The sequence below is a fragment of the Vibrio sp. 10N.239.312.D08 genome, assembly GCF_041466145.1.
GTDB lineage: Bacteria > Pseudomonadota > Gammaproteobacteria > Enterobacterales > Vibrionaceae > Vibrio > Vibrio crassostreae_C.
The window spans coordinates 124,972-151,671 of record NZ_JBFSSD010000007.1; the positions used below are offsets into that span (position 1 = coordinate 124,972).

Genomic DNA, 26,700 nt, shown 5'->3' on the forward strand with positions numbered 1-26,700 from the left:
AAATGGCGACTCAGCCAAACGGCAACTGAGCCAAACCTTGGTTAAACCGTAAACTTATTCAATAGCTCGTCTTGTTGGCGAACATTGTCAGTTTGCTGCTGCATTGCGGTATTCGCTTCTTGAGCTGCTGTTGATACTTGTGTTGAAAGGTCTTTGATCTTAACAGTGTTGTTATTGATCTCTTCCGCTACTAAGCTCTGCTCTTCTGCCGCTGAAGCAATCTGGATGTTCATATCTGAGATGCGTTGAATCGCGTCACGGATACGGTCAAGTGAAGAGTTCGCTTGCTGAGCGCGTTCAACGGCGTCAGTGGCTGTGTCTTTACTTTGGTTCATCGCGTTCGATACTGAGCTTGCACCCGCTTGGAGCTGCTCGATCATGTTGCGGATTTCCGTAGTTGATTCTTGAGTACGTTGTGCCAGAGTACGAACTTCATCGGCAACGACTGCGAAACCACGGCCTGATTCACCAGCACGCGCCGCTTCAATAGCTGCATTCAATGCCAGTAGGTTGGTTTGGTCTGCAATATCGTTGATTACTTTTAGAATCGTTTCGATGTTGGCTGTTGCTGATTCAAGTACTTGTACTTCGGCAACCGCTTGGTCGATACGAGCTGAAAGGTTATCAATCGCTTGAGTGGTGTCACTTACGACAGATGTGCCGTCTAGCGTTGCTTCATCAGCTTCACGAGCCGCCGCAGCCGCGCCTTGAGCGTTGTTCGCCACTTCAGTTGCAGTCACCGCCATCTCGTTCATTGCAGTCGCTAACTGTTCAAGCTCTTGAAGTTGCGTATTCATCGCGTTTGCTGATTCGCCTGCACCTTTAACCGTGATTTCAGTACCGCGTTTAATCTCAACACCAATCGCTTTCGATTGAATAATTTGATTTTGCAGGTTTTCGGTAAAGGTGTTGAAGCCTTTCGCTAGGTCAGAGAACTCTTGGTCTGTGTTGGTATCTAGGCGCTTAGTTAAGTCACCTTGTCCACTTGCTACATCTTGAATCGCTTGGTTAAGTGCATCCAGTGGACGCATTAACACGCGAATTAGAACTGTTAGAGCAATGATGCTGAGAATTACCGCAATTAAAGAGTAGATCATTGAGCTGTTCTTCAACTCTTCAACGGTTTGGAAAGCGATCTCTTCATCCAGGATGGCACCGATGTACCAATCTTCACTAGGGATGTGGGTGAAATTAACTAGGAACATTTTGCCGTCGACTTCAATTTCTTGAGAGCCTTCACGAATAGTCGCTTGTGGCATGTAGCTTGATAGCGTTTCACCGTTGTTTTTCGCATTTGGGTGAGCAATCGTGGTGCCGTCGGCTGTTACTAGGAACAGGTAACCCGCATCAAACAAGTTCACTTGGTTGATCAAGGTAGCAAGGTTCGTCAATTCTAGGTCGTAGAACATACCCGCAGTAAAGCGGCCGTTGTCTTTAACTGGAGTACCTACTGATATGATGACTTTCTTACTTGATGCATCCACATAAGGAGCGGTAACAACTAAACTGTTTTTGGATTTAGCATCAATGTACCAAGGACGAATTCGTGGGTCGTAGTCTGGACCGGCATCCCAACCATCATCATTTTCAATAACGAAACCGTTTGCTTCATAACCAAAACCAACCGCTAGGAAGCTGTTTTTAAGCTTTGGCTTTTCTAAGATTTCTTTAACGTAAGCGCGATCTTCAGGGTTGATCTCGATGACTTCAGTCGTCGATTGAGCCAACGCTTTCTTGGCGTTCATCTCCGATACGACGGTATTTTTCACGCCCGAGACCATCTCTTTCAGGCTCGCATTGACGTGGTTTTCTACTGCACTTCTTACGGTGTAAAGTTGTTGTATTGAAAGCAATGATACTGTCACTAGCAGCAAGGCTGATGATGCAGCAACCACCTTATGGCTAAATTTCATTGAGTTTTCCCCTTCTCACAGGCTTTGCGAAGACTAAAGTTAATCGTGTTTTTGTAATTATATATATCGACTAGATTGGATTTTACTTGAATGTAATTTCACAAAATAGACTACAAAAATACAACAACCTAAACAATGCAAAATTCACTAAAGCGCATATTTGTTGCTTTTAGTATTTGGTTCAATGAGTTGGGGAATGGGGCTAGACGGAGTTTAAGGAGGAATTAAGAATGTATTAATTTGATAGTTATGCGTTCAGTTTTCTATTAAAAAGAGGCGGGGTGAATAAACGATATGAAATCAAATGACATGCAGAGCTTATAAATTAATTGAACTCCAAATAATACTGTGTATATATTTTCGCAAATAAAAAGCCCCACAAAAGTGAGGCTTTATAAACTGAATCTTTATTGAGTTACATAAGTAGTATCTAATTTAGAATATTAGATGCGCTACACCAGCGATAACTGGAAGCGTAATTAACGTACGTAGAATAAAGATAATAAACAGTTCTAAGATGTTCACTGGAATCTTACTGCCTAGAAGTAGAGCGCCCACCTCAGACATGTAGATCAGCTGAGTTACCGACATTGCTGCAATAACAAAGCGAGTCATCTCGTTGTCGATAGAAGCCGCAAGGATTGCTGGGATAAACATGTCCGCAAAACCAACAACAATCGTTTCAGATGCTGCAACCGCTTCAGGAACACCAAGTAGCTCTAGGAATGGAATGAAAGGCTGACCTAGGATTGAGAACACAGACGTGTATTCCGCAATAACTAGTGCCATTGTACCTAAACCCATAACAACAGGCAGTACGCCAAATACCATATCTACGGCGTTACGAACGCCTTCGCCAAATACAGATTTAGCCGACTTTACTTGAGATGCTTTATTTACCGCTAGCTCAAGACCCCAAGAGAACGTTGAGTGACCTGCTGGGATCGCGTCAGCGTCTTTGTGCGGCTTGCTGCCATCAATGAAAGTATCTTTCTTCATGCTTAGTGGTGGAAGGCGAGGGATGATCACCGCTGCCACAATACCCGCTAAACAGATTGCTGCGTAGAAAGGTAGGAACAGGTGCTCTAGTTCTACCTGAGCAATAACCACAAGACTGAATGTGATAGATACTGCTGAGAAAGTCGTACCAACAACCGCAGCTTCACGCTGAGTGTAGAATTTCTTCTCGTACTGTTTGCTTGTAAGCAGGATACCAACACTGCCGTCACCCAACCAAGAAGCCATACAGTCAATAGCACTGCGGCCTGGTAGGTTGAAGATTGGACGCATGATTTTACTTAGTAGCGTGCCAAACAGCTCTAGTAGACCAAAGTTAAGTAGAAGCGGAAGTAGCAAACCAGCAAAGATGAATACTGAGAACAGTGTCGGAAGCAGGCCTTCTAGAACCAGACCACCAGTATTTTCTTCCCAAATAACCTCAGGGCCAACTTGGAAGAAAGCCATAACGGCTGCAGCACCACCAATTAAACGAACCAGCAACCACAGTGGAGATGGGTTGAAAAGGCCGTTTAAAAATGAATTTGATGTAATGAATGTAGGCTTAAAAATGGTGCTTAAAACTGAAGCTACAGACATGAAAGCAACGATCGCAGTGATGATAGGGACTAGATATTCACCGAAAACCGCTTGAATTGATTTGGCTAAGATAGCTACAGGGATGGTTAGATCACCTTGATAGCTGATTGGCGCCATGAAAAGGAATAAACCAATCAATGATGGGATTAAGAAAACCCAGAAACTGCCTTTAGATTTCTCTGTTTGAGCAGTATTCTTGTTGTTAGACATGTTATTGTTCTCGAATTTCTACACGTAAAAAAGCCACATCCTTGGCATTTTTATTCACTAAACGTCCGTATTTTCTCATTGGGTGCAAGATTACCCAGTATTAATATCGCTTGCAATACTATTCATCAAATATAGCTAAATATTCATACTGGTTATTCTGCAATGTATTAAGAGTTTAGAATAAAGTGTTGCGGATGTTACGTAGTTTGAGGTTATATTGCCAGATATTTATAAATTGACTGGGGTTTCAGTTCGATAGGTCAAGTATAACCAGTAGCTAAACGCAATAATGAAAGCAAAAGAGGCAGGGAAAGCCAATGCCAAGATTTCGAAGCGTTGGAACAGACAAGCGCCAATTAAGCCGCCAAACAGGAAGCCAACCACAATGAAAATTAGCAGTTTGGCTTTACGGCGGTCAAAAGGCATCCCCTTTAAGCGAGCGCCAATCATGATCCCAAGATCGGTAATGATCCCGCTCATGTGTGTTGTTCGAATGATTGCCCCGCTGTAAGTGGTGATCATCGCGTTCTGCAAACCACACGCGGCTGAAGCGAAATACTGACCTGAAGTATAGCCTTGCAACAGTGTCCACAGCGCCAAAAACAGCAATCCACCCTCAATACATAGTGCAACACCGTAACGGCGTCCTAACTTCAATGCTTGGTTTTCAATAAAGAACCCGCTGAACGCCGCACCTAACATGAAGCTCATGATCACCAATAGGAGGTGAACAGAAGCCGAGGTCGGTGTAAGCAGGCTACTGCCTAGCAAAGACATGGTGCCGGAGATATGGGAGATAGCTTGATGTTGGAAGCCAAGTAAGCCGATAGCATTAACACTGCCAGCAAGACCAGCTAACAAAAGGGCGCCGTATTCAACCCAGCGAGGTAACTTAGAAATCATGTGGTTCACCCTGGGTTAAATAGAGGAGCAAGATTATAACGCTAGACAAAAGATACGCTAGCGCTGTGAAGCGGTGATATTTGATCTTAGGCAACAGTATTGCAGTTTGTTTTAATACTGTTGCTATATAAAGATAACGGTCAATAACGAGATAAAGATAACGCTCAATGACGAACTAGTTGTAATGGCTCATTTGGTGGTCGAACTTAACCCAACCGTGTTTGCGTTCTTCATAAACCGAAAAGCTCGGCAGTGGGAAGTCTTGCTCTTTAAATAATCCGAGCGGGACGATATAAAAATCAGCGGCGGCAACCGACTGCAAAAGCATGGTGGTGCCACACTTGGGACAAAACTGATAGGTGACTTCATTACCCGTATCGCTGATGCGTGAAAAAGAGGTCACTTCACCGCTGAGTGTAACTTGTTCTATTGGGAACCGAGCCTGAATGCCGAACACACTTCCGGTGCGTTTCTGACACTCATAGCAATGGCAGACAGATGTACGTTGAGGTTCACCTCGGCATACTAGGTTGACTGCTCCACAGCGGCATTCGCAACTTCTGATATTTCTATCTTTAATATGATTGATATCCATCCATGCTCCACTTCTGGTTAACCCTGTATTGATAATTATACTAAAGCCCTTTATGGTCTGCACAACTGGATGAAAACAAAAGAATATAATTGCCCATGAAAAAGAAAATCTTACCTATCCCTCTGATTCTACTGATTCCAATTGTCATGCTGGTTGTGGTGATAGTAGCGGGTATTTATCGCTTTAGCTTAAGTGATGAAGAGATCTTGGCGAAGTTTCCTTCTTCTCAAGTGAGTTATGACCCAGTCGTAGAAACCGTTTTTGATTTGAAGACGACCAATCCATGGACAATTAAAGTTCCTGAGACTAACGCCTACGCTTTTATCAATGAAGTTGATGAGCCTAGAGCCATCGCGTTTGGACGCTATGACTCAGGTGTTGAGCGCGGTGTGGTAACGGTAGACACAAATAATCTTTCAGCCGCCACGCTGGGCAAGGCGAGTTTCTTTGTCGCGCCGATGTGGATATCTAACCAAGGCAGCGGTGTGTTCTATTATCTAGGCCTGTTTAAACATGACCAGCAACGAAGCCGCGTGGTGTTAGTCGACCAACTTTTACTGGGTGACCGTATACAAATTCAGACATTGGAGGTCGCTCAGCTGCCAGATTCGCAATCACAGAATAAACTTACTGGGGAAGGTTTTATCGGCTTTACTCAGCATTCTGCGGAACAATCATTTGCAGAACCCCCTTCTGAAAAGGTGTTAATGAGTTTTTCTTTTGATACGCAATCAATTGGTAAGCAATAACGTTTTCGTGAATGTAAGGATCTGTTGTTTATGTGAGCCAAATTACATATTATCTTAGTTAGATGAATGAAATTTAGACACAGTTAGCTTTGTGTCCGCTTATTATTACAAATGGAGCTTGCGAATGATTAATAAACGTTTTTTTAAGACGAAAGATGAAGTTGAAGTGACCTTCGAGCTAGAAGCTCAGGAAGCGAACTCTGTATCCATCGTTGCTGACTTTCTTGATTGGAAAGCCACCCCAATGAAAAAACTGGCCAAAGGGAAGGTTTACAAGTTTAAAACTCGTCTACCTAAAGATGGCGAGTTTCAATTCCGCTACCTAGTTGATGACCAACAATGGGTGAACGATGCGAATGCCGATCGTTACATCCCAAATGAATTTGGTGAAGACAACTGCCTAGTGTCGACGGTAAACGCATAATCTTTTCTTAAAACCAGCGACTAATTCGCTTCGTTTATTAATTATTCGAAACGGAATAACGTCAACCAATAGAAAGCAGAAACTAGCCGTTTCTGCTTTTTTATTTTTAAATTTAGCGGTTAATTTTATTTCTTATCTAGTGGCTCTTCATCTACGGCAACTCAATGACTTAGGCTAAGTTGGGAAGATTCACATCATATTATGACAATGCATTGATGATTTATGCGTTTGAAAAGCATATCCTATGCCTTTATATCGTAGAAAGACCTGTTTACCGTGTATTCAAAAATATTTCCCTCTCCGTTTGCTGAGCTTTCACCTGTAAAAAAAGTAGCTATTTTGGGACTGCCACTTATTGCTGCGATTGGTGTTGCTTTGCAATCGTCACAATCGGATCTGACGAAAACGATCGATCTTGATTTGCCCGACTCAACCGTTATTGAGTCAATTCTGTCACCATCTTCTGTTACCGTTATTGAGCCGCCGACATTTGAGTATCAAATTCAAACGGGCGATAACTTGAGTAGCATCTTCACTCAGCTTGGATTTTCTTACAAATCGATGATGAGCGTGATGGAAACCGATTTAAACTTCCTTGCGTTAGACACGCTTCGCCCAGGTAACACATTGCGTTTTTGGCGTGATGAAGCGACGGGCGACCTTTCCAAAATGGAACTTCAATTTAGTGTTGCAGATAAAGTGGTTTACCGACTGCTTGAAGATGGTACATACGAGTTTGAAGATATCTCTATTCCGGGCGAGTGGAAGCAAAAACCTTTAGTGGGTGATATTCAAGGCAGCTTCTCTATGTCGGCGAACAAGGTTGGCCTGAGCAGTCTTGAGATTGACCATATTGTGACTCTTCTTAAAGATAAGCTGAACTTTAGCCGAGACCTACGTGCTGGCGATCAGTTTGAAGTGCTTCAAAAAGCGCAATATGTTGATGGTGTTGCAACCGGAAAACGTGAAATTGAAGCAATTAAGATCATGAATCGTAACCGCGTTGTGTCAGCATACTTACACACTGACGGACAATATTACGATGCTAATGGCGATAGCTTACAACGTGCTTTCCAACGTTACCCAGTGAGCAGTAGCTGGCGCCAAAGTTCTCAGTTTAACCCTAAGCGCTTACACCCTGTGACTGGCCGCATTTCACCGCACAACGGTACAGATTTCGCGACGCCAGTTGGTACGCCGGTTCAAGCAACGGGTGATGGCAAAGTGATTATGACGCGTAAGCACCCATATGCGGGTAACTACGTGGTCATTCAGCACGGCAGCACTTACAAAACGCGCTACTTGCACTTAAGCAAGATCCTTGTTCGTAAAGGACAAACGGTATCTCGTGGTCAACGTATTGGCCTATCGGGTAAAACGGGTCGAGTGACAGGTGCTCACTTGCACTATGAACTGATCGAACGTGGTCGCCCTGTTGATGCGATGAAAGCGAATATCCCAATGGCTGATTCTGTGCCTAAAAAGGAAAAAGCGACATTCACAGCCGCGAGAGATGAAGCCGACAAGCTATTGAAGGCAGCGTTAGAAACGCGCAATCTAGCAATGGTTAATAATGCTAGTAAGTAGCTAGCCATTAAACTGTTTTAAAGCCGCAAGAGCATCACAAAGCACAGTCAGTGTTAAGTGATGCTCTTGCGGCTTTTTAGTTCTCAATAGAAGGTTCGGTAAGGGTTTAAACTAAAGGCTCTGAGTGCGCGACATAGCTAACGATAGCTTCAGGTCGCATTGGAGGTGAGTAGAGGTAACCTTGGATCTTGTCACATCCCATCGCGTGCAGCTTTTCTAATTGCTCACGCTTCTCAACACCTTCCGCAACCAAAGATACATCGAGTCTATGGGCCAGTTGAACAATCAGCCATACTACGCTCTCTGAGGTCGAACTAGTTAACAAGTCTCGAATAAAGGTCGCATCAATTTTAATGCAATCGATAGGGTAGCTGTGGATGTAGTTCAAACTGGAGTAGCCTGTACCAAAGTCGTCGAGTGCAATCGTGAAGCCTTGCCCTCTCAAAAAGTTAAGCGCGGATTTTGTCTCTTGTGTTGGCGATAACAGAACGGTTTCGGTTAACTCGATAACAAACTCATTCGCCTTAAAATGGTGCTGTTCAATGGTTCGAGTCAGGTAGGATATATAACGTTTCGAATCAGTAAGCTCGTGCGCAGAGCAGTTGATTCCAAGTTTAACCTTGTAGCCCAAGCCTTGCTCTAGTGTGGTTTTAGCGCGGCACACCAATTCAATAATGCGTTCACCTAATTCGACAATCAGCCCTGACTCTTCTGCCACTTGAATAAACTCTACGGGTGAGATGTCTCCATGTCTGGCGGTTTTCCAGCGAGTCAGTACCTCGAAATATTCCCATTGCGTTTCACCTTGACCCACAATCGGCTGTACCACTACGTACATTCCATTGCTGTCGGGGATATAGCTTTGTGAAATTGGGTTTTCCAGCTCACTTCGTAGCGCTGCGACTAGCTCGGTTTTTCTTTGGTAACGAACTCTTAAGTGAGTGTCATAACATTGAATATGAGTATCTTGGCTGTGTTTACACTCTTTAAGCGCCAAGCTGGTATTGAAGATGATTTGCTCAACGTCTTTGTTGTCTCCATCCGAACTGGCAATACCGATGCTGACGTCGAAATCTATCTTGATATCAACGCTACTGTAGCCCTGCTTAATTTTGGCCAGTATTTGTTCGCACACGGCTATCGGATCAGAATGGTAGGTGATGAAGGCGAACTCGTTGCCAGCAGTCCGGAAAGTCAGGTTGCTTTCAGGTAAAGTTCGGCGCAATATTTCTGCGACAAACTGCAGCACCTTGTCGCCAATATAATTACCGTGCATATCATTAATGGCTTTGAAGCTATTGATATCGAGTAAAGCCAGTGTAAACGGAGTGACGCTCTGTTGAGTAATCGACTCTAAGGTATCTGATAAACAGCTTCGGTTGAGTAACCCGGTTAGGCTGTCGTGTGACACCTCATAACTAAGCTGATTTACAAGTTGTTCGGAACGATCGTTAAACCACATTTCACGCAAGGTGTGGATGATGATGTCGGCGAACAATTGATGGTGCTTTACCACGTCTTGTTGCTGATCAGGGCTAAGAGGCGAGGTGAACGTTGAAAACAGCACGCCCATCACTTCGCCACTTTGAGTTTGAGTCGGGATCGCGATGGAGTTTTGTGAGGTGATTTCCTGCCTAAATGCCGATGTTGGCAATGACTGGACGATGTACTGAGAAAATGAGCAATCTGGGTGTCTTTGATTGACGGCTTGTTGGTAGATGTGACCATGGCGCGCATTGATTTTGTCATGTAATACATGATCAGAATGGGCGATCACCAAAGGAACGGTTTGGTCAGGGAAGTACTTCTTCTCAATGATGCTAGTGTATTGAGTATCAAAGGTCTGATGTAAAGTAAGCACAGCTGACTCTAAAAGGTCGATACCTTCCAATTTCAGCAAACGGCCAATGCGCTCTGTGTCTATCATGCTATTGTGCGTATGTTGAGTCATAGCCACCACCCCTAGTTAACCAGATTCACTGTGTAAGCGGTATACGTATTATCTTGTATATGTGCGAACTTGTATAATCTATATGCGTCAAGTTTATTATTGACCGTGTTGTATAACTTTTCAAATTAAAACGTGACTTATTTCACAGAGCTTGCGTGCTACGCTCTTTGTCTAGCCTGTCTTTCAGATGGTCCAAAAAGAGCTTGGTTCGCGTGTGCGAGTAATCAAGCTTAGGGTAGTACGCGTAAACCATCACTTCGTCGGCGGTAATATTTGGCAATACTGGAACTAATGTCCCTTGCTTTAGATCCTCTTTGATCATCGCTTTGATGGTTAACAGTACGCCCATTCCTCGCTTCGCAGCATGAAACAAAGCCTCTGGATTAGTGGTCGCAAAGTTACCGTTTAACGTTATTCGCTGCCCTTTGGTGAGTGCTACTTCACGGGTCGGACGCTCTCCCCAAATTAACGAGTTGTGTTGCTCCAAATCTTGCTCGCAAGTGGGGTAGCCGTGTTTGGCAAGATAGCTTGGTGCTGCATAGAAGCTGGCTCTGTGTTCAAACAGCGGTGTTTTCTTGAAGCTTAATGAGTTGAGTTGTTCTAGTTCACGACTGATTACCAAGTCCAAGCCAAGCTCGGGTAATTGACCGGGCGTAGTGGTGATGAGTTGTACCTTAATATCAGGGTACTTTTCTAAGAAGTCGTCCATGTATTGCACCAGAAACTTAGAGCCAACCGCAATCGTAGCGCCAATCTTTAATAGGCCTGCTGGGGTTTGGTTAACCGAGCGAGTCTCATCAATAATGGACTGCCAATTGTCGAGCTGATCCTTGGCTCGCAGGTAAAAGAGCGCACCTGCTTCGGTTTGGCTAATTGAACGCGTGGTGCGCTTTAACAGTTGGGTGCCTATGCGCTCTTCTAGCCAGTTCACTCTTTTGCTGATCGCCGAGCTGGTGGTGTTAAGTTTTCGAGCAGCACCATTGAAGCTGCCTTCTTCGACTACTCTGACGTAGCTTTTTACGTTAAGAATCCAATCCATATTATTTCCTGTTGGGACTTAATAAAATTCCAATTTAGCTAATTATCAATTATTGGTTTTGAATGTAAACTCGTCTAATGAACAAATATCAAACGAATAGGGAATTTTTTGAGCCAATCGACCTTTAAAAAAACACCGTTACTCTTAGCAATGATGATTATTGCTACGGGGCAGGTGGGTGTGAGCATCTACTTGCCAGCATTACCGTTAATTGCTTCTGATTTAAGTGCTACTCAAGTAGATGTACAGCTTCTCGTCACGCTGTTTCTGGTGGGTTTTGGCTTGTCTCAGCTATTTTACGGACCGATGTCCGATGCGGTGGGAAGAAGACCTATCTTCTTGTTAGGTCAGGGTATTTATTTGATTGGTACAGTCGTTTGTGTTGTGTTTTCTGACAATATGACGGCGCTAGAAGTTGGTCGCTTGCTGCAAGGTTTAGGGGCGGGCAGTGCCTCGGTTCTTGGGCGAAGTGTGCTTCGTGACAGCTATGATGGTTCACAGCTTACCAAAGCGTTGTCTTATATCTCGATCACCGCGTCGATTATGCCGATCATCGCGCCTGTATTTGGTGGCTGGATTTCATTTCACCTCGGTTGGCAGGCGGTGTTCCTGTTCGTTTTATTGTATCTACTAGCGATATTCACACTGGGTTACTTTGTTCTGCATGAAACTTTGCCATACGGAAAGAGCCGCTTTGATGCGTGCCAAGTGGTGAAGAACTACGGACGCTTGTTGACCAATCGCCAAGTGTTGACCAGTGCCAGTTACAACTGGATGAGCTACATGGCGAGTTTGGTATCGCTGTCGTTGTTTCCATTCTTAATGCAAGAGCAATTGGGGCTGACCGCCGCTGAGTATGGTTCATTGATGATTGTCCCTTCGGCAGGCTTACTGATAGGTAGCGTCGCTTTAAACTTACTCAATCGTAGGTTTAGTACGCCCCAACTGATGAGCCTAGCTATTTTGATTATCTTGGCATCGGGAACTTGGCTTCTTACTCATGAGTTATCCATCTTTAACTTGGTTTGGGCGTTTACTTGGTTGGCGATAGCACAAGGCATTTCGTTCCCATTATCAATCAGCATGTTATTAGAACCTCATAAAAAGCAAGCGGGCGCAGTATCGGCATTGTCGGGCTCTATTCAGATGTGTTTAGCGGGTTTATTGGGTGGGTATCTGGTAGAAAGTTGGGTCACGACTCATCTACAGTTAGGCGTGTTCTACCTCATTATTGGCGCAGCCATGGGCGGAGTGCTTTGGTCTTCAACCAAAATGAACAACAAAGGCGATACTGTTGAAGTGGAATATAGCTAAACACTAAATTCACTATCGTTTAACGCACCATCGTTAATACGTTGTATTTGTGCTGATGGTTTTCTACAATGCTTCGGTCCATTGAATAGGTAAGAACAAAATGCAGCAAAATGAATTTGAAGTACTGGTAAAAGCTATCTGCGCACTAGATGGCCTGCCTCAAGCGCTTGAGCTATTGAAATCCAATGAGGATACAGAAGTCGCTGAGGCTGCTGCATCACTGACTGGTCAATTTGCACTTGCTGAAGTGGAAGGCGAAAAGCGTATTTACCACGTGACGCTTCAAGAAAATGAACAAGGCGAAGAGCAAGAGTACATCGAACATGTTATGAATGAAGGCGATGACTTAATCAAATTTGCAGCTTGGTTCTTTGAAACGATGTTTGAATTGAAGCAAAAAGACACATACCAAATTGCCGGTAAAACTTACAGACAGCCAAAGCGCAGCTAGGTTTCTCAGTAAAGCATTTTAGAAAGCAGCTCTATTGAGCTGCTTTTTTTATCAGTGTCTAAATCAATGTCTTGGGTTGTTATTAGGAATGGAGCATTAAGCTCAAACCAGAATTTAGGTTAACTCATTGATATACAAAAACAATGCTGACTAGCACAGAGACAAAATTAGGCTAATTGCAAATGAATGCTTAATATTGCATTAAAGTGTGATTTAGATCTTGTTTTTGGGCGTTTTAAGTGTAGAATCCGCGCTAAAGAAAGTTGATTATGTGCGGAGATAAGCATGAATTACGAACTAGGCCACGCATACCTTGGTCAAATGGCAGCAAAAAACATGATGCACGAAGCATTGTACGGCACTTCAAAGCCAAAGAAACCATCGTTCTTTAAGCGAATGATGAAGAAAATGGCTAAATAAGCATTTTCAAAAACGGAATTTTAAAAGGCCTTAAACTCGATGAAGTTTAAGGCCTTTTTCGTTTTAGCGATTGGTGAAAGTTATCGCTTTGTTTTGTTGTGGATGGACACAAAAAATACCAATTAAGCTTCTGACTAATGGCTTTTAATGAACTCAGCCAGCAGATTGATTGGATAAGTCGACCACATTATTAGGGATGCTATCTAAGCCATTCTCTTTCATCCACGCTTCTAAGTTATCGGCACCACCGATGTACTTACCATCAAGCCAGATCTGCGGGACGGTGACCGGTGTTTTCTCACCAATGTGTGCTTTTACCTCTGGAATCATACGGTACAAAGCGGCGCTGTCTTTTACGACATCGTGGTATTGGTATTCAACACCCGCTTCATCCAGCATTTTCTTCGCTTTAACACAGAATGGGCAGGTCGCCTTACCATAAACGATGTTGCCTTTTAGGCTGTCTCGTTTGGTCCACTCTTTGATCACCGATTGGATTAACACACCGCGATTCAGCGCTTCACCTTGGCTGACCACTTTGCCTTCAACAACAAGGATTGGAGCATGCCAAGAGCCTAGTTTTAGCGGCTCCCACCAGTGAGACAACCAATCTTTCACTTCCAGTTCGACATCGACATCGGCCAATTCATTCTCAAAAGTATCCTTCAGAATGTCTTTGGTAAGGGTACATTCCCCACATGGGATATTAACTTTAAATGGACCCCAGCTGCCTGCCCAACGGTATAGTGTAATCTTGACTGGTTTCTTCATGGTTACGGCCTCGTTTGAATTCTCTTATCCATATAGAACGGACAGTCGAACTATTTATTTCACCAACCTTAAACTTTCTTCGCTTTCGAAGGTTTTTTGGTTTCCCAGTGCGTTATAAATGCAACTGACGCAATAATAATAGCAGCACCTAGCCATAAACGACCCGGTGGAACCCAACTAAACACAATCCAACCTGCTAAAACATTTAGCGGTAATTTGGCGTGGTCAAAAGGTTGCACAAACGAAGCATCAGCGACTGAGTAGGCTTTTACAATCGCCCATTGAGCGAGTGCCGTCATAACACCGATAACAATCAAGATAGCCCAAATTGTACCGCCGCTTGGCGTCTGCCAATCTGGCGCGGCAAGCAGGATGTTAAATGGTGTGATTAATAGCAGCAGGTAAACCACCATGGTTGAAGGGCTGTCTTGTGAAGAGAGCTTTTTCACCATCAGTGAGTAGCATGCCCAGAAGAAAGCGGCACCGACTGGTAATAACGTTGCCCAGTTAAAATCTTCAGCCCACGGCTCTAGAATCACCATCGCACCCACGAAGCCTGCTAAGGTCGCGCCCCAGCGAGCAGCCCCAACTTTCTCTTTTAAGAAAAGCCCTGAACCAATGGTTGCAAACAATGGCGATGTCATGAGAAGGGCAATGCCTTGCCAAATTGGTACTGGGTAAGCCAGTGCCCATATCCAAAGTTGAATACCAATAACAGACAAGAAGACACGGAATACGTGCAATTTGAGGTTGTCGGTTTTTAGCGCGCGGCGAATACCCAGCGTTTTTAGGTAAGGAAGAATAGCGAATAACGCGATGGCGTATTGAATGACGGCGACGGTGGTAGAAGTAAGTCCGAAATGAATGCTAGCAATTTGAGTTAGGCTGTTAATAACGGCAAAGGCTAGGCCTGCGGTTAGCATCCAGCTAGCGCCTTGGATCGGATGGTGTTGTGACATGATGCTTCTAATTATTTGATGTGGTTCACCTATGATACGGATTTAGCACCACTTAACCAGAAAAAGCATTGATGAAGTCAGTCAGAATATTTGAATATGAAAAAAGGTTGAGCCATTGCCCAACCTTTTTAGTCTGTATCTAAAGTCGATTTAGATTAGAAGTCGTAGCGTACACCTAGGCGAAGAGAGTCTTCACTTTGTGTTTCTAAACCTGCAACTTTTACGTCGTCTAGATTGTTTAATTGGTAAGCAACGTATGTACGGATAGATTTGTTGAACTTGTAAGTACCAGTCAGCTCAAAGAAGTCAGCTGTGTCTACAGTTAAGTTCTGTGTCGCGTCTTTTTCTTGTTTTTGGTACAAAGCAGCTAATTCAAACTGATCTGTTAGTTTGTACTTAGCCGCAACTTCTACACCAGAGAACTCAGTTTTTGCTTTGTCGTCTAGGTCACCCATTGTGTAGGTTGCACCTAGATATAGAGCATCCATTTTGTAATTAATACCAGCGATTACAGCCGTTGCTGAACCATTACCAGTACCGTTGTCGTTACCTGAGTAACCAAGACCAAAACCTAAGCCCATTGGTAGTGTGTAAATACCAGAGATGCCGTAACCGTCAGTATCTTTGTCTTCACCAGCAATCAAACTTGCTTTAAGAGAAAGTGCGTCTGCATCGTAAGCGTATACAAACGTGTTGTTAATCTGCTCGTCACCGGCATTGATGAATGCTTTTTGGTCACCAGAGTAGATAGTAACATCCGACATTTCTGAGATTTGAGCTGCAGCTGTATCTTGACGACCTACCGAAACAGCACCAAAGTTACCTTGAAGGCCAGCGTACATGTAGCGTTGCTTAAAGTTGTCAGTTTCATCATTGTCAGCTGAAGAATTTACGCCTTGTTCTGCTTCGTAGAAACCAAAACCAGATAGGTTGCTAGTGATTTCTGTAGTACCGCCAACATTTAAACGTACACGGCTTTTATTTTTCATTGTTCCGTCGATTTCTTTACCGCCTGAACCAATGAAATCACCACGGAATTCCGCACGACCGCCAATTTTAAGTTCTGTACCGTCAGAGCTGTAAACTGTTGCTGCTAGAGATGAACCTGAAACTAGTGCCGCTACCACTGCAGAAGCTAGAACTGCCTTTTTCATAATCACTTACCTTGTATTTTAAAATCCGTGAGCAATGTGCTCTCCGTTTCGATATGAAGCTAATTTAGAGCAGATAAATTAAGCTTTCATTTCCATAAAATTACATTTTCGTGAATGGGGAACTTTTTTAAGTGTTGATTTTATTGCATTTTTATTTCATGCGACTGAGTGTTCTATGAATAGTTATACAAGTTGCGTGTATTTCAAAGGTCACATTGGCAAGTTTTACCTTGCAATCACGTATGTCGATGGTGGTGAATTTTGGCTGCACTGAGAGCTTGTTAATCTGATTAACTGCTTGTACTGGTAAGGATATCCTCTATGATGCAAAAACTTAGAAGAGAATAGATTCTGCTCAACAATATGGATACGTTGGATGAAAACAGAGTACTTAGGCGATGTTTTACAAGGTAGGCAGGTTATTGGCTCCTTGAATGTTGAAGACCTACCCGTTGGAGAGCACCAGTTTTGGTTTCAAGTCACCAGTGATGGGCTAGGGCAACCTAAGAACATGCCGGTTTCTGTTTTCAAAGGCAGTCAAGAAGGTCCTAGTTTGATGATCACCGCCGGTATTCACGGTGATGAGCTAAATGGAGTGTTGGCTGCACAGCAAATTATCAGGGACTTAGTCGGTAAAACGCTCAAAGGCACGGTAACGATTGTACCTACTGTGAATCTGTCTGGCTTGCTGAACCATAGCCGTGATTTCATCTCTTCGGATCCGGGTTCTTGCCCTGCTAATCTTAATCGACTCTTTCCGGGTGACGCGAATGGCTTGGCTGCGGAGCGCTTTGTTGCGTCTTTGTGGGAGCGTTTGCTTAAGCATAATGCCACCTTCGCCGTTGACCTCCACACTCAAACTCGTGGCGCAGTTTATCCACTTTATGTGTTTGCTGATTACCGCATAGAACAATGTTTGGAGATGGCGAGGCTGATGCAGCCCGATTGTGTTCTGAATGACCCTGGTGACCCAGGTATTTTGGAAACGGTTTGGAATCGAAGTGGAATTCCGAGCATCACGGTGGAAGTTGGGATGGGGAAATTTACTCAGCCTGACATGATTCAACGAGCGGTAGACGGTGTTTTTAACATGCTGTCTTATTATGAAATGTTCGAGGTTGAAATAAATCATCCCGAGAAAATGCAGCTGCCGAGTATGGATTGGATAGAGGGTAATGATGTGGTTTCTATCCGCGCTGATATTGGTGGTTTCGTATTGCCGCAGGTTGAGCTTCTGCAGAGCGTAGAACAAGATGATCTGTTGGCTATTCAATATGACGCTTTTGGTAATGAGTGTCGCCGTTATCACGCGCCGTCTGCCGGACGTGTCCTTAGCTATAACGTGGATGCGTTAAGGGAGCCGGGTGCGCTTGTTTGTCGTTTGCTGAGTTAAGCAAAAAAAGACCGAGCAAGGCTCGGTCAAAGGACAGTTGTCTTGAGTTAACACGTCTTTGACTCATCGACAGAACTGCTTTTAGCGTAGCGAGGGTAAATTAAGAATCTATTGCGAGATGGTGACACTTCGACTTTTTTTGTTTCAAAACCATGACTTCAAAACTGTCGTTTCAAAGTGTTCTATTGTTTCGAAGCAATGAAAAAGCCGACTGCGGGTTGCGCGAGTCGGCTTTTATTCACTTCTCTTTCGAGTCTTTATCTCTATCTACACTCGATTAAAAAGCGTCATCCACGACCTCTTTTAATCGGTCGTAAGGCACATATCCTGGTAAAACATTTCCGTTCATCATCATGGTTGGAGTGCCCGTTAAGCCGAGTGCACTGAACGTTTGATGGTTAGTGGTTAGAACCTGGTTTTGTTCTTGAGTTGTTTTTAGTTCCGCCTCTGTTCCCGTCTTCTTGGCAACGGCTTCTAGTGAGCTTTTCGAGTGAATACCGCTTTTCGCCATCAGCAATCTATCAACTTCAGGGAATGCTTCTGGGTTATCTTTCCATACTTTCATCGCGTATAGCGCCGCGTTGGTGTCTAGCCCCGAAACCTGTTGCTGCTTAAACGATAAGTACACGTTGATCACTTTAATGTCGCTGTTTTCAGAGGCTAATTGAACCAAGCCTTTTTCCAAGCGCTTACAGTAAGGGCAGTTATAGTCGGTAAAGTTAATGATGACCGATTTGCCATCCGGATTGCCCGTGATTGGGTGGGCGTCATTGTTGTATAACCAATCATGGCTTTCCGCTTGGGCTTTTTTCGTTTGCTCTTGACCTGCTACGTACTGCTCTAAACTGGTATGCAATCCAGAGATCGTCGATGGATTTTCCTTCAGGAATTGATTAATTTCTTCAAGTTGTTGAGTTTGTTCTTTGTCTAATTCTGCGAAGGCATTAGTACTCATTAATGAGCCTATAATCAGTGCGCTTATCAGATGCTTTTTCATATTGTCTTTTCTCAAATTCGTGATAATCGTGAGCGCTTATTAGGTTGCGCTCACATTAATATTGTTTGTTAAACTGGCTGAGTCGGTTTATTCACTTAGCTTTGCTCTGTTTTTCTTTGTGAGCGATTTAGGCAAAGTAGGTTCTTAACCACAGGCCGATAGGGGATGTAACGCCGGTTGCGATACTGCTAATCTTTCCATCTTTGATGATGACAATACTTGGCGTGACATTAACGCCCCAACTTCTGCTGATCGACCCAGAAAGATCATTGATAACAGGGAAGTCATACTCTTTTGCATCCAAGTAGCGCTGGACACGTTCGTCTGGACCAGACGATAGAGCGACCGAAACCACCTGATGGGAATCACTGAAGCTATTAACCGTCGGGCTTACAAATTTGCAGGCACCACACCAAGTCGCCCAAAAATAGACAATGACTGGCTTACCATTTTTGCTTAGCTCGATAACATCAATATCTTCGCCTTGGAGCGATTGACCCACAATTGGAATCGCATCGCCCTGAGGCATGCTTCTGCTGTGATAAAAGTCCATGGCAAATGAAACCACGCCAACGATCAATATCATTGAAACCAGTTCCTTTCCCCACTTCTTAAGACGACTTGGCTTTTTGGCCTCACCCTTTACAGCGTCGTCTTCAATCGTGCTAGATTTATCTTCATTGTTGGGAGTCTTCATCAGTTATCTCGCAGCGTCGATGGCTTGAACGACAGTGTCACTGTTGAGAATGACAGGCAGTGGAATACCGCTTTTATAGCTCGGGCCGTAGACGATATTAAATGGCACACCAAATCGCCCATTACTTTGTAAGTATTGAGTGACACTTTCACTTGGTGTTGTCCAATCACCTTTCATCAAAACAATGTCTTCTTGCTGTAGGTGACTGTAGACAGGGTCTTGAAGGATGACGCCGATCTTGTTGGCTTTACAAGTGATACACCAATCAGCAGTCACATCAACAAACACCGTTTTGCCTTCATCAACGAGCTGAGGGATTTGCTTCGCATCCAGCTTTTGCCAAGCGAGATCGTCAACAATCGGAGTCGCCCAGTTATCAGCGGTGACACTACCGACGATCAATGCAGCACCAAACACCAAGGTTGTGGTTGCGACGATAGGAATAAGCACCTTGCGACCCAACTTACGGCCAATCCAAATCAATACTGAAATCACGATAAATAGCGACAGCAGGATAGTTGGGAATTTACCAATGAATGGGCTAAGGAGGCTTGTTAGCCATAGGCTGGTAATGAACATCATTAAGCCAAATACCAGCTTAACTTTGAACATCCACGCCCCAGGCTTTGGAAGCAATTTGGTTAGGCTTGGGAATAGCGCAAAGATCAACCAAGGCGCACTCATACCGATACCAAGCGTGATGAAGATAGCCCATAACTCTTGGTAGCTTGCTCCAAGTGCATACGCGACAGCGGTTCCTAGGAATGGCGCGCTACACGGCGTTGCTAACAGCGTTGCAAACATGCCTTGAACAAAGTGGCCTGAATGTGAGTCATCGCCTTTGGTTGCCATCCAGGTGTTTAAACCTGATGGTAGTCTGAATTCGAATAACCCAAGCAGGTTAATCGAAAACAGCAAAGTGATGATCAGCATGAACCCGATGAACCAAACATTTTGGAACTGGATTCCCCAGCCAATTGCATTACCACCCATTTTTAGAACGGTCATACCTAGGGCTAACAGCGCAAATGACGTAATGACACCAGAAGCAGACGCTAAGAATGAGAGTCGGATATGACGATTAGATGCCCCTTGGTTTTGAATGATGCTGTTTAACTTCATTCCTAATACTGGCAACACACATGGCATGATGTTGAGGATCAAACCACCAATTAAGGCAAAACCGATCATCGCAGTAAAACCGTTACTGTTTTCTTGATAAGCGATTGGTTTTGACCCAACTTGAGCTGTCATCTCTTCGGCAAAGTTTGTGTCTGAAACGGTGACACTCACGTTACGGTCCGTTAAGTCGACTTCACCTATCCAGTTGCTCACATCAAATACGGCCGTCATTGTATTGTCTGTTATGTGGACGCTTGGTTGAGAGAAGAAGTCATCAATCACTTCTTGCCCGTCAATCAACACCATTGGCTTATCCCAACCATCTTTGCTTGTCAGCTGAGTAACCAATTGCTGCTTGCTCTTATCCCAAAACAAACCGTTCACCGAAGTGCGGTTAGCTTCTCGTGGCGACTGGCTCATGCCTTGGTTGAACAAGAACATCGCTTCTTCATCAAGCGCTAAAGTTTTTGGGTCAATCGGCAGTTCGATATCGTAATCGGTTAACACACAGATATTGGTACACGACGGAAAGGTAAACGATGCCCTGAATATCGCAGGCTTCGTGTTGTCTTTCAGGGATAAAGTGACAGGAAAGCTGACATGTTTTTTGTAGCCTAACGTCATGACGTCAAGCTGCTCGTAGTATTTAGGTATCGGCCAGTGCCACTCTACTGACTCAATGTTTGTTGAACCAGACCAGTCCCAGCTTGGCGGAATGCCACCTTCGCCTGGGCTGCGCCAATAGGTTTTCCAGTCGCCGTCGAGCACGACATCGAGCACGGTTTGGATCTTAGAGCCGTCATCCGACTGTTCACCCGTCGACATCATTCGCATTTTAACAGGCGGATGCTCAGGCACACTAAGCCAGCCCGTTGTCTGTGCCAAGGCGGTAAATGACGTCATAACCAAAAGGGCAGTGACTAAGGTTTTCGCGCATGTACGCATAGAGAATGCCAATGAATCGACAAACTTAGTTAGTAGTGTGTTGTACACAAATGTATCTCCAAAAAATAAATAAAAGGATGTAGTAGCCCGGTTATTTACTCTCTAAATATACAGTGCTTTAGATGCAATCGGTGTTTTGTCGGTCGAGTAGAGCGATGATTGTCTCTAGATAATCTCGAGATGTGAGGAGGTAAGTTAAACGCAACAGCAATAATAAGTACGAATGGGATCAGCCAGCCGGTTTTTGGGGCGGCAAAGGTCAGCATTTTCGAACTTAGGCTGCATGAATTTGAATTGGGGGACGTTAACATTTTTGAGGCTTCTAAGCCAAAAACGCTGGCGTATAGAGCAGCCATTTTTTCTGAAGAAGCGATGTTGGTTTGGGGATTACTGGTTTCTGTATGAGTTTGTGTGCCAACTAGGACTGATTGGCCATTAGCGGATGCAGATAACGATACTTTCTTGACGGCCAGAGTGCTCGCCAGACAAGTTACGATAACCAGTCCGGTAAGGAAGAGCGCCCAAAGCGAATGCTTTTGTCGGCGGTTCTGTGTGGATAAGAAAAGTAGCGATGTGTTCAGCAAATTAGTCAGTAATCAAATCTGTTAGTCGTTAAAGCAAGCTCATTGAATTGTGGTTAGCTTAGATAAGTTCTCTTCGTGCCACAAGTCATAAAATGGTTAAAGTGAAACTATGTATAAATGCGGGAAACGGCAGATACACGATAAAAGACGCATAAACACCAATTCACGCGAATACGACATTGAGCTGTAGCTAAAGTTCACAACAACTGAAAGTTATCGCTAATTATTCTGTATTGAGTGGTTTATTAACTATCAGGACGGGACAGGCGATACAAAAAAGCCCAACAGATCGTCAGTGAACGTGTTGGGCTTTAATCATTGGTGCTATTGGAAAGGCTTAGTGAGTGCGGCGAGGGCCGTTACGTACCAAGTCTTTACCGTTATCAAACACCTCTTTGGTGATCCAGCGAGCAAGCAGAACTTTATGGCTGCTATTGAATACAGCAACGAAGTGACGACCATCTGAATTATTGGTTGCCATGCCTACACCTTCAACGCCTTCAAGGCCTAAACCGCCAGCTTCCACTGAAATTAGGAATTGCTCTAGTTCTTCTAGAGACTCAATAATATCAAGTTCGTTGTTCATTTTTATGCTCTCTTGCTGTGAGCCAACATCGTATTTAGGGCGCTTTAGTGCTGTGCTCGAATGAAGATATTGGCTGTTGTTCTTTGTTGGATGCGTACTCTACAGGTCATAAGAGGGGATTGGAACTCTCAAATATTAGAAGCAGGCTGATAATTTGCGAATTTTTAACATAACATACGTTTAAATGCTTGTTATCCATATTCTTTTTACTACTATTTATAGGGTCAATTTAGACAGTGATAGGAATTAATATGATGAAGGTTTGGCGTTGTCTATTGTTAATGTTGGCGTTTGTCGCATTTGGAAGTTATGCGCAGAGCGTTGAGAAAATCGCAGAAGTACAAGATCAGTTAATGCTCGATCTAGCAACATTAGAAACGGCGCATGATGCTGAGAAGCCCTTTCTTGAAGATATCTTAAGGCGTAAGAATCAGGGCCTACGCGAAGAGATTTTTTCACAGCTATCGTCAGATAAAAAAGAGGGGCTGGATGTCACTCTTGCTCAGCAGGTTGAACTACTGCAAAAATTGCTGTCATTGAATGAAGTTAAAATCGTTTCAATGAGCAAAGAAAACCGTTCCGCTGAAGGTGATGCTAAAAAACGCCTTGAATTACGCATTCAAAAACGAATCGGAATGATGGATGTCTATTATCAGCAGCTTGCTAAGACATTAGATTGGTCGAAAGAGCGTGATGTTGATGTTGCGGTTCCTGAAGGTGAGCTCAAAACGGCACTTGTTTCTCGTTCTCAATATCTTACTAATGCAATTCTATACACGGATACACAACGTCAAGATTTAGAACGCCGGTTATCTTATGTAAGTGAAGAAGAGAAAGCGACGATTAAAACTGAGCTTGAACGCTTCAGTGAGCGAACTAGCGTTATGGTCGCGAGCTTAGAAGAAACCATCACGCTAATGGAACCGTTTGGCGTGGATGTGACTTCGTACAAACGTGTTTTGCTAGCGACGACAGGTGACATTAACGCCGATGTGTTGGATGTTGATGTTGCACTGGAGCTGTTGGATGGTTGGCTTCGTTCGTTCAGTTCATGGGCTTTTGAAAATACCCCTTCTTTTATCGTTAAACTTGCTCTGTTTCTCGGTATTTTGTATGTAACTCGCCTTATTGCTAACGTGGCTCGCAAAACCGTTCGTAAGAGTGTTTCGCACTCTAAAATGGACTTCAGTGTATTGATGCAGGACTTCTTTGTATCCATCGCATCTAAAGCGGTCGTGTTTATTGGTTTGCTTATCGCACTGTCTCAAATAGGGATAGAGCTAGCACCTCTTCTTACTGGTTTCGGTGTAGCCGGTGTCATCATTGGTTTCGCATTGCAAGACACACTATCTAACTTTGCATCGGGTTTGATGATCTTGATCTACCGTCCTTATGACGTCGGTGACATGGTTAAAGTGGCAGGCGTGCAAGGCACGGTAAAAGACATGAGCTTAGTATCGACGACTGTTCAAACCATTGATAACCAACGCTTGGTGATCCCAAACAACAAGATTTGGGGTGACGTGATCAACAACATCACGGCAGAACGTGTAAGACGTGTTGATATGGTTTTCGGTATTGGTTATTCAGATGATATCGATAAAGCGAAAGCGGTATTGAACGACATCATTCTTGCACACCCTCTAGTGTTGAAAAAACCAGAGCATATGATCAAGCTTCATACCTTGAATACGTCTTCTGTTGATTTCGTAGTTCGACCTTGGGTTAAGACTGATGACTATTGGGATGTGTACTGGGATGTAACGGAAACCGTGAAGAAACGCTTCGATGAAGAAGGCATCACGATTCCATTCCCTCAACGAGATGTACATATTTACAATCACGAAGAGAGTTAAGCGAATGAGCTAGTGCGCGAAGCGATTTCGAAAAGAGCTATTACGAAAAAAGCTAAGCATGGCTTAGAGCCATCATTCTTAATGTGATATCAAATGGACGCTGAATAAGCGTCCATTTTTATTGGCTTCCGTTTATATTGAGCTTCATTCTTTTATGTCACTCAACCGCCTTAGAATTACGTTATGATGGGGTAGGCTTAGTTTGGACAGTTGAAAGCGAATGGATGATTCACAGCAAAAAACGAATAGTAGAAATACAACGGTAAGAAAAGCAACACGAATTGAAAGCGTCATGAACTCTGCAATGTGGCACCTAACCCAGAGAGATATGACGGAAAGCGAGTTGGTTGCGAAGCTCAAAGTGAAAACCGACAATCAAGAATGGATCGATGAAACTCTAGGGACACTGAAAGGCTTCGGGTATATCAAGTCTGACCAAGTGTTTGCAGAACAATTCGTGGAACAAGCTTTTTCTGGTGAATTCGGTTCTCGATATATTGTCGAAAAATTGAAGAAGAAGGGCCTGACCGATTCAGTGATTTCTGATGCAATCCATAAAGTGTCCTTCGAAAAGTCTATTGATGAACAAACCATCTTGATAGACCGAATCAACCACTACTACTCAAGCTTTACCATGAGCCGTGAAAAGCTGGTTGCGACACTGCAAAAGCGTGGTTTTAGCTATCAACAAGTTAAGGTAGCGATTGACCAGCACCCACAAGCGCATCAACTGAAAAGTAATATTCAAATTAAGGCCGAGAAAGCCGATTTGGAAAAAGAGGTGCTCAAGTATGCTCGTAAAGGCAAGGGACTGACTGCCATACAGCAAGAACTGAGACAACGACAAATCGACACCAGTGAGCTGTCATCGCTCATCGACCGATTGATTAATGAAGAGCAGCTAGATTTCTATTCTTCTTGTTTAGAACAGTTGCAGAAGAAGTCTTATGACCTAAACGATCATAAAGAACGCTCCAAGGCTTACGCGATGCTAAGTCGAAAGGGGTTCTCTTCTGACGAGATCAAATTTGCTCTGAGTGAAGGCAATGAGTAGCGTGCGTGATTGAATTTAAGAAAAGCTGAACTCAAGAAACATCGAACGTTAAGATATAAACAGAAGAAGGACATCGAACAACTTGTTCTAACGTGTTGTGTGTATGTTCTCTGCAATCCCCAAACCATTGCGTAAGGCGAACTGAATCAAGTCATTGTGGCTGTTGAGATTCAGCAAACCTAACATGCGGTATTTGTGCGACTCAATGGTTCGTGAGCTTAAGTGAAGCTTATCAGCACACTCTTTTGCACTAAAGCCTTGAGCAATCAACGCAAGAACCTTGGTTTGCTTTTTGGTCAGTAACAATAGCTTCTCACTGTCATCTTCTAACAAGTTCTCGTTTTGCTTTAGTGTTCTGGCTAATGTTGAATGTTGCCAATAACAGAGCCAAAGTTCACAGACTAACTTTAAGCGCTGGATGTCTTCGAGATCGAAGGTAGTATCGTTGTCGTGAAAGTTAGTAAAAGACAATGCACCCCAGCGTTGGTTAAAGAGCTGCAAAGGAATGATGCAGTGCCATCTTCCCCCTTCTTTATAGAGTTTCTTTAACACATAGTTTTTGCTTGAAACGAGTTCGTTGCTGGTAAAAGCAAGGTAGGTTTCATTGGTTTTTAAAAGCTTGAGGTAATCAAGGTAGTTACCGCCGACTAAGCTTTTTATATTGACAGGAGGTATGTGTGCTTTGGAAACTGAACACGTTTTTCCTTCTTCAAGTAAGACCATTGAATTAGGGTAGAGTGTCAAACGATCAATCCCAAACCAATCGAGTACATCAAAGCTTGCTTCTGACCAAGTGGTTTGAAAGTTTTTTGGATCGCTATTAATGAGAGATGTCGATTGTTTCATTAACAGTTGTTCAAAACTTAGCTTTAAAGCAGACACATTTTTCCTTTATAGATACATTCATTTCATCAATGCACAGAAGATATTCGTTCGAGTCGCTCAGTGCAAGATAAGATTCTTATATATATCATAGGTTCTAATTTAAAGTTTTTTATAACTCTTGGTTCTATTTGGAGGGGTGATAAGCAGTACATCTACTGCATTAATTGAACGGTGTTTTTTAATAAAATCGGGCATTTCTATAACCGAGTAAACACTGTGATAAGTTTAAGGATGTTACTGCCTATTTCAGTCTCGATGTTGAGCTTTTTTCATCCGACTACACACGCAAATAATTCTCCAATGTTTGTGTATGCACAGTCACCCATTCATTCAAATGTACTTTCAACACAACTTCGCTCCGCTCAACCTAATCGAGTGGGGACCATTGAGTTCAAGTCTTCTTATACTCAGGCCAGTATTTGGGCGCACACGAGTGCGTATTCGCTCGATTATTATCAAAACCAGTCAAATATTGTGGTTCAGTGGCAAGTGCGTATTTCGGTGATTGCGATCGCTCGTTTCGGTTTATTCCGATCACTTGATCC

At 43.6% G+C, this 26,700-nt stretch carries 24 protein-coding genes; 10 read left to right on the plus strand and 14 right to left on the minus strand.

Translation table 11 applies throughout. The features are described from left to right. Positions 1 to 41 precede the first annotated feature (41 nt). The 4 genes from AB6D58_RS05970 to AB6D58_RS05985 form a co-directional block, all read right to left on the minus strand. Positions 42 to 1,913, minus strand: a complete 1,872-nt coding sequence (locus tag AB6D58_RS05970; protein ID WP_372156715.1) for a methyl-accepting chemotaxis protein — start codon at positions 1,911 to 1,913, stop codon at positions 42 to 44. Positions 1,914 to 2,348: 435 nt separating this feature from the next. Next, entirely contained in the window at positions 2,349 to 3,719 is a 1,371-nt protein-coding gene (locus AB6D58_RS05975; RefSeq protein WP_017067418.1) for a YjiH family protein, read from the minus strand. Between the two features lie 228 nt (positions 3,720 to 3,947). Next, the gene (locus AB6D58_RS05980; RefSeq protein ID WP_017062746.1) at positions 3,948 to 4,622 is read right to left on the minus strand and encodes a YoaK family protein; all 675 of its coding nucleotides are present in this window, start codon (positions 4,620 to 4,622) and stop codon (positions 3,948 to 3,950) included. Positions 4,623 to 4,797: 175 nt separating this feature from the next. Beyond that, a complete protein-coding gene (locus AB6D58_RS05985) occupies positions 4,798 to 5,280 on the minus strand; it encodes a GFA family protein (protein WP_170791798.1) in 483 nt (160 codons plus the stop codon). A 32-nt stretch (positions 5,281 to 5,312) separates the two neighbouring features. Here AB6D58_RS05985 and AB6D58_RS05990 point away from each other — a divergent pair, with 32 nt between their 5' ends. From AB6D58_RS05990 to AB6D58_RS06000, 3 genes are all read left to right on the plus strand, one after another. Further along, positions 5,313 to 5,966, plus strand: a complete 654-nt coding sequence (locus AB6D58_RS05990; RefSeq protein WP_017062744.1) for a hypothetical protein — start codon at positions 5,313 to 5,315, stop codon at positions 5,964 to 5,966. Between the two features lie 124 nt (positions 5,967 to 6,090). Beyond that, positions 6,091 to 6,390: an isoamylase early set domain-containing protein gene (locus tag AB6D58_RS05995; RefSeq protein ID WP_009845720.1), complete on the plus strand. Its 300-nt coding sequence runs from the start codon at positions 6,091 to 6,093 to the stop codon at positions 6,388 to 6,390. Between the two features lie 276 nt (positions 6,391 to 6,666). Beyond that, on the plus strand, positions 6,667 to 7,977 hold the full coding sequence (locus AB6D58_RS06000) for a peptidoglycan DD-metalloendopeptidase family protein (RefSeq protein WP_102321345.1): 1,311 nt from the start codon (positions 6,667 to 6,669) through the stop codon (positions 7,975 to 7,977). A 106-nt stretch (positions 7,978 to 8,083) separates the two neighbouring features. Here the strand turns inward: AB6D58_RS06000 and AB6D58_RS06005 are convergent, their stop codons facing one another. Both AB6D58_RS06005 and AB6D58_RS06010 read right to left on the minus strand, forming a co-directional pair. Continuing rightward, entirely contained in the window at positions 8,084 to 9,928 is a 1,845-nt protein-coding gene (locus AB6D58_RS06005; RefSeq protein ID WP_017068381.1) for a bifunctional diguanylate cyclase/phosphodiesterase, read from the minus strand. A 142-nt stretch (positions 9,929 to 10,070) separates the two neighbouring features. Continuing rightward, positions 10,071 to 10,967 (minus strand): LysR family transcriptional regulator, encoded by an 897-nt coding sequence (locus AB6D58_RS06010; RefSeq protein ID WP_017068382.1) that lies wholly within the window; start codon positions 10,965 to 10,967, stop codon positions 10,071 to 10,073. A 108-nt stretch (positions 10,968 to 11,075) separates the two neighbouring features. Between AB6D58_RS06010 and AB6D58_RS06015 the strand changes: the two genes are divergently transcribed. From AB6D58_RS06015 to AB6D58_RS06025, 3 genes are all read left to right on the plus strand, one after another. Further along, positions 11,076 to 12,281, plus strand: a complete 1,206-nt coding sequence (locus AB6D58_RS06015; RefSeq protein ID WP_102393318.1) for a multidrug effflux MFS transporter — start codon at positions 11,076 to 11,078, stop codon at positions 12,279 to 12,281. A gap of 100 nt (positions 12,282 to 12,381) precedes the next feature. After that, complete coding sequence (locus tag AB6D58_RS06020) at positions 12,382 to 12,732, plus strand: hypothetical protein (protein WP_017057980.1); 351 nt, start codon at positions 12,382 to 12,384, stop codon at positions 12,730 to 12,732. 285 nt (positions 12,733 to 13,017) lie between these two features. Continuing rightward, positions 13,018 to 13,152, plus strand: coding sequence for a hypothetical protein (locus tag AB6D58_RS06025; protein WP_010431176.1), 135 nt, complete (start codon positions 13,018 to 13,020; stop codon positions 13,150 to 13,152). Between the two features lie 153 nt (positions 13,153 to 13,305). Here AB6D58_RS06025 and AB6D58_RS06030 read toward each other — a convergent pair whose 3' ends face one another. From AB6D58_RS06030 to AB6D58_RS06040, 3 genes are all read right to left on the minus strand, one after another. Then, positions 13,306 to 13,923 (minus strand): glutaredoxin domain-containing protein, encoded by a 618-nt coding sequence (locus tag AB6D58_RS06030; protein ID WP_017062739.1) that lies wholly within the window; start codon positions 13,921 to 13,923, stop codon positions 13,306 to 13,308. A gap of 68 nt (positions 13,924 to 13,991) precedes the next feature. After that, positions 13,992 to 14,882, minus strand: a complete 891-nt coding sequence (locus AB6D58_RS06035) for a DMT family transporter (protein ID WP_372156719.1) — start codon at positions 14,880 to 14,882, stop codon at positions 13,992 to 13,994. A gap of 155 nt (positions 14,883 to 15,037) precedes the next feature. Next, positions 15,038 to 16,036, minus strand: a complete 999-nt coding sequence (locus tag AB6D58_RS06040; RefSeq protein ID WP_372156721.1) for a porin — start codon at positions 16,034 to 16,036, stop codon at positions 15,038 to 15,040. 376 nt (positions 16,037 to 16,412) lie between these two features. Here AB6D58_RS06040 and AB6D58_RS06045 point away from each other — a divergent pair, with 376 nt between their 5' ends. Next, positions 16,413 to 17,429: a succinylglutamate desuccinylase/aspartoacylase family protein gene (locus AB6D58_RS06045; protein WP_017071615.1), complete on the plus strand. Its 1,017-nt coding sequence runs from the start codon at positions 16,413 to 16,415 to the stop codon at positions 17,427 to 17,429. Between the two features lie 277 nt (positions 17,430 to 17,706). On the opposite strand, the gene AB6D58_RS06050 is transcribed toward AB6D58_RS06045, so the two are convergent. From AB6D58_RS06050 to AB6D58_RS06065, 4 genes are all read right to left on the minus strand, one after another. Continuing rightward, on the minus strand, positions 17,707 to 18,426 hold the full coding sequence (locus AB6D58_RS06050) for a DsbA family protein (protein ID WP_102393316.1): 720 nt from the start codon (positions 18,424 to 18,426) through the stop codon (positions 17,707 to 17,709). A 127-nt stretch (positions 18,427 to 18,553) separates the two neighbouring features. Beyond that, positions 18,554 to 19,123, minus strand: a complete 570-nt coding sequence (locus AB6D58_RS06055; protein WP_017064333.1) for a protein disulfide oxidoreductase — start codon at positions 19,121 to 19,123, stop codon at positions 18,554 to 18,556. Positions 19,124 to 19,126: 3 nt separating this feature from the next. Further along, positions 19,127 to 21,190, minus strand: coding sequence for a protein-disulfide reductase DsbD (locus tag AB6D58_RS06060; protein WP_102393319.1), 2,064 nt, complete (start codon positions 21,188 to 21,190; stop codon positions 19,127 to 19,129). 921 nt (positions 21,191 to 22,111) lie between these two features. Next, a complete protein-coding gene (locus AB6D58_RS06065; RefSeq protein ID WP_017062732.1) occupies positions 22,112 to 22,360 on the minus strand; it encodes a hypothetical protein in 249 nt (82 codons plus the stop codon). Positions 22,361 to 22,611: 251 nt separating this feature from the next. Between AB6D58_RS06065 and AB6D58_RS06070 the strand changes: the two genes are divergently transcribed. Then, on the plus strand, positions 22,612 to 24,216 hold the full coding sequence (locus tag AB6D58_RS06070) for a mechanosensitive ion channel family protein (protein WP_102393315.1): 1,605 nt from the start codon (positions 22,612 to 22,614) through the stop codon (positions 24,214 to 24,216). A gap of 220 nt (positions 24,217 to 24,436) precedes the next feature. Continuing rightward, entirely contained in the window at positions 24,437 to 25,270 is an 834-nt protein-coding gene (locus tag AB6D58_RS06075; RefSeq protein ID WP_372156723.1) for a RecX family transcriptional regulator, read from the plus strand. Between the two features lie 87 nt (positions 25,271 to 25,357). Here AB6D58_RS06075 and AB6D58_RS06080 read toward each other — a convergent pair whose 3' ends face one another. Next, positions 25,358 to 26,152 carry a response regulator transcription factor gene (locus AB6D58_RS06080; RefSeq protein ID WP_048610743.1) on the minus strand — a complete coding sequence of 265 codons (795 nt, stop codon included), beginning with the start codon at positions 26,150 to 26,152 and terminating at the stop codon, positions 25,358 to 25,360. 258 nt (positions 26,153 to 26,410) lie between these two features. On the opposite strand from AB6D58_RS06080, the gene AB6D58_RS06085 reads away from it, so the two are divergent. Further along, positions 26,411 to 26,700, plus strand: a 290-nt coding sequence (locus AB6D58_RS06085) for a DUF3187 family protein (protein ID WP_372156732.1), incomplete at its 3' end; no start/stop codon positions are given.

Coding starts and splice junctions, on each gene's coding strand:
- AB6D58_RS06060 (WP_102393319.1), bottom strand. CDS start 21,190: ATGCGTACATGCGCGAAAACCTTAGTCACTGCCCTTTTGGTTATGACG.
- AB6D58_RS06030 (WP_017062739.1), bottom strand. CDS start 13,923: ATGAAGAAACCAGTCAAGATTACACTATACCGTTGGGCAGGCAGCTGG.
- AB6D58_RS06055 (WP_017064333.1), bottom strand. CDS start 19,123: ATGAAGACTCCCAACAATGAAGATAAATCTAGCACGATTGAAGACGAC.
- AB6D58_RS05970 (WP_372156715.1), bottom strand. CDS start 1,913: ATGAAATTTAGCCATAAGGTGGTTGCTGCATCATCAGCCTTGCTGCTA.
- AB6D58_RS06045 (WP_017071615.1), top strand. CDS start 16,413: ATGAAAACAGAGTACTTAGGCGATGTTTTACAAGGTAGGCAGGTTATT.
- AB6D58_RS06005 (WP_017068381.1), bottom strand. CDS start 9,928: ATGACTCAACATACGCACAATAGCATGATAGACACAGAGCGCATTGGC.
- AB6D58_RS06065 (WP_017062732.1), bottom strand. CDS start 22,360: ATGAACAACGAACTTGATATTATTGAGTCTCTAGAAGAACTAGAGCAA.
- AB6D58_RS06010 (WP_017068382.1), bottom strand. CDS start 10,967: ATGGATTGGATTCTTAACGTAAAAAGCTACGTCAGAGTAGTCGAAGAA.
- AB6D58_RS06075 (WP_372156723.1), top strand. CDS start 24,437: ATGGATGATTCACAGCAAAAAACGAATAGTAGAAATACAACGGTAAGA.
- AB6D58_RS06040 (WP_372156721.1), bottom strand. CDS start 16,036: ATGAAAAAGGCAGTTCTAGCTTCTGCAGTGGTAGCGGCACTAGTTTCA.
- AB6D58_RS06050 (WP_102393316.1), bottom strand. CDS start 18,426: ATGAAAAAGCATCTGATAAGCGCACTGATTATAGGCTCATTAATGAGT.
- AB6D58_RS05975 (WP_017067418.1), bottom strand. CDS start 3,719: ATGTCTAACAACAAGAATACTGCTCAAACAGAGAAATCTAAAGGCAGT.
- AB6D58_RS06070 (WP_102393315.1), top strand. CDS start 22,612: ATGATGAAGGTTTGGCGTTGTCTATTGTTAATGTTGGCGTTTGTCGCA.
- AB6D58_RS05995 (WP_009845720.1), top strand. CDS start 6,091: ATGATTAATAAACGTTTTTTTAAGACGAAAGATGAAGTTGAAGTGACC.
- AB6D58_RS06025 (WP_010431176.1), top strand. CDS start 13,018: ATGAATTACGAACTAGGCCACGCATACCTTGGTCAAATGGCAGCAAAA.
- AB6D58_RS06020 (WP_017057980.1), top strand. CDS start 12,382: ATGCAGCAAAATGAATTTGAAGTACTGGTAAAAGCTATCTGCGCACTA.
- AB6D58_RS05980 (WP_017062746.1), bottom strand. CDS start 4,622: ATGATTTCTAAGTTACCTCGCTGGGTTGAATACGGCGCCCTTTTGTTA.
- AB6D58_RS06035 (WP_372156719.1), bottom strand. CDS start 14,882: ATGTCACAACACCATCCGATCCAAGGCGCTAGCTGGATGCTAACCGCA.
- AB6D58_RS05990 (WP_017062744.1), top strand. CDS start 5,313: ATGAAAAAGAAAATCTTACCTATCCCTCTGATTCTACTGATTCCAATT.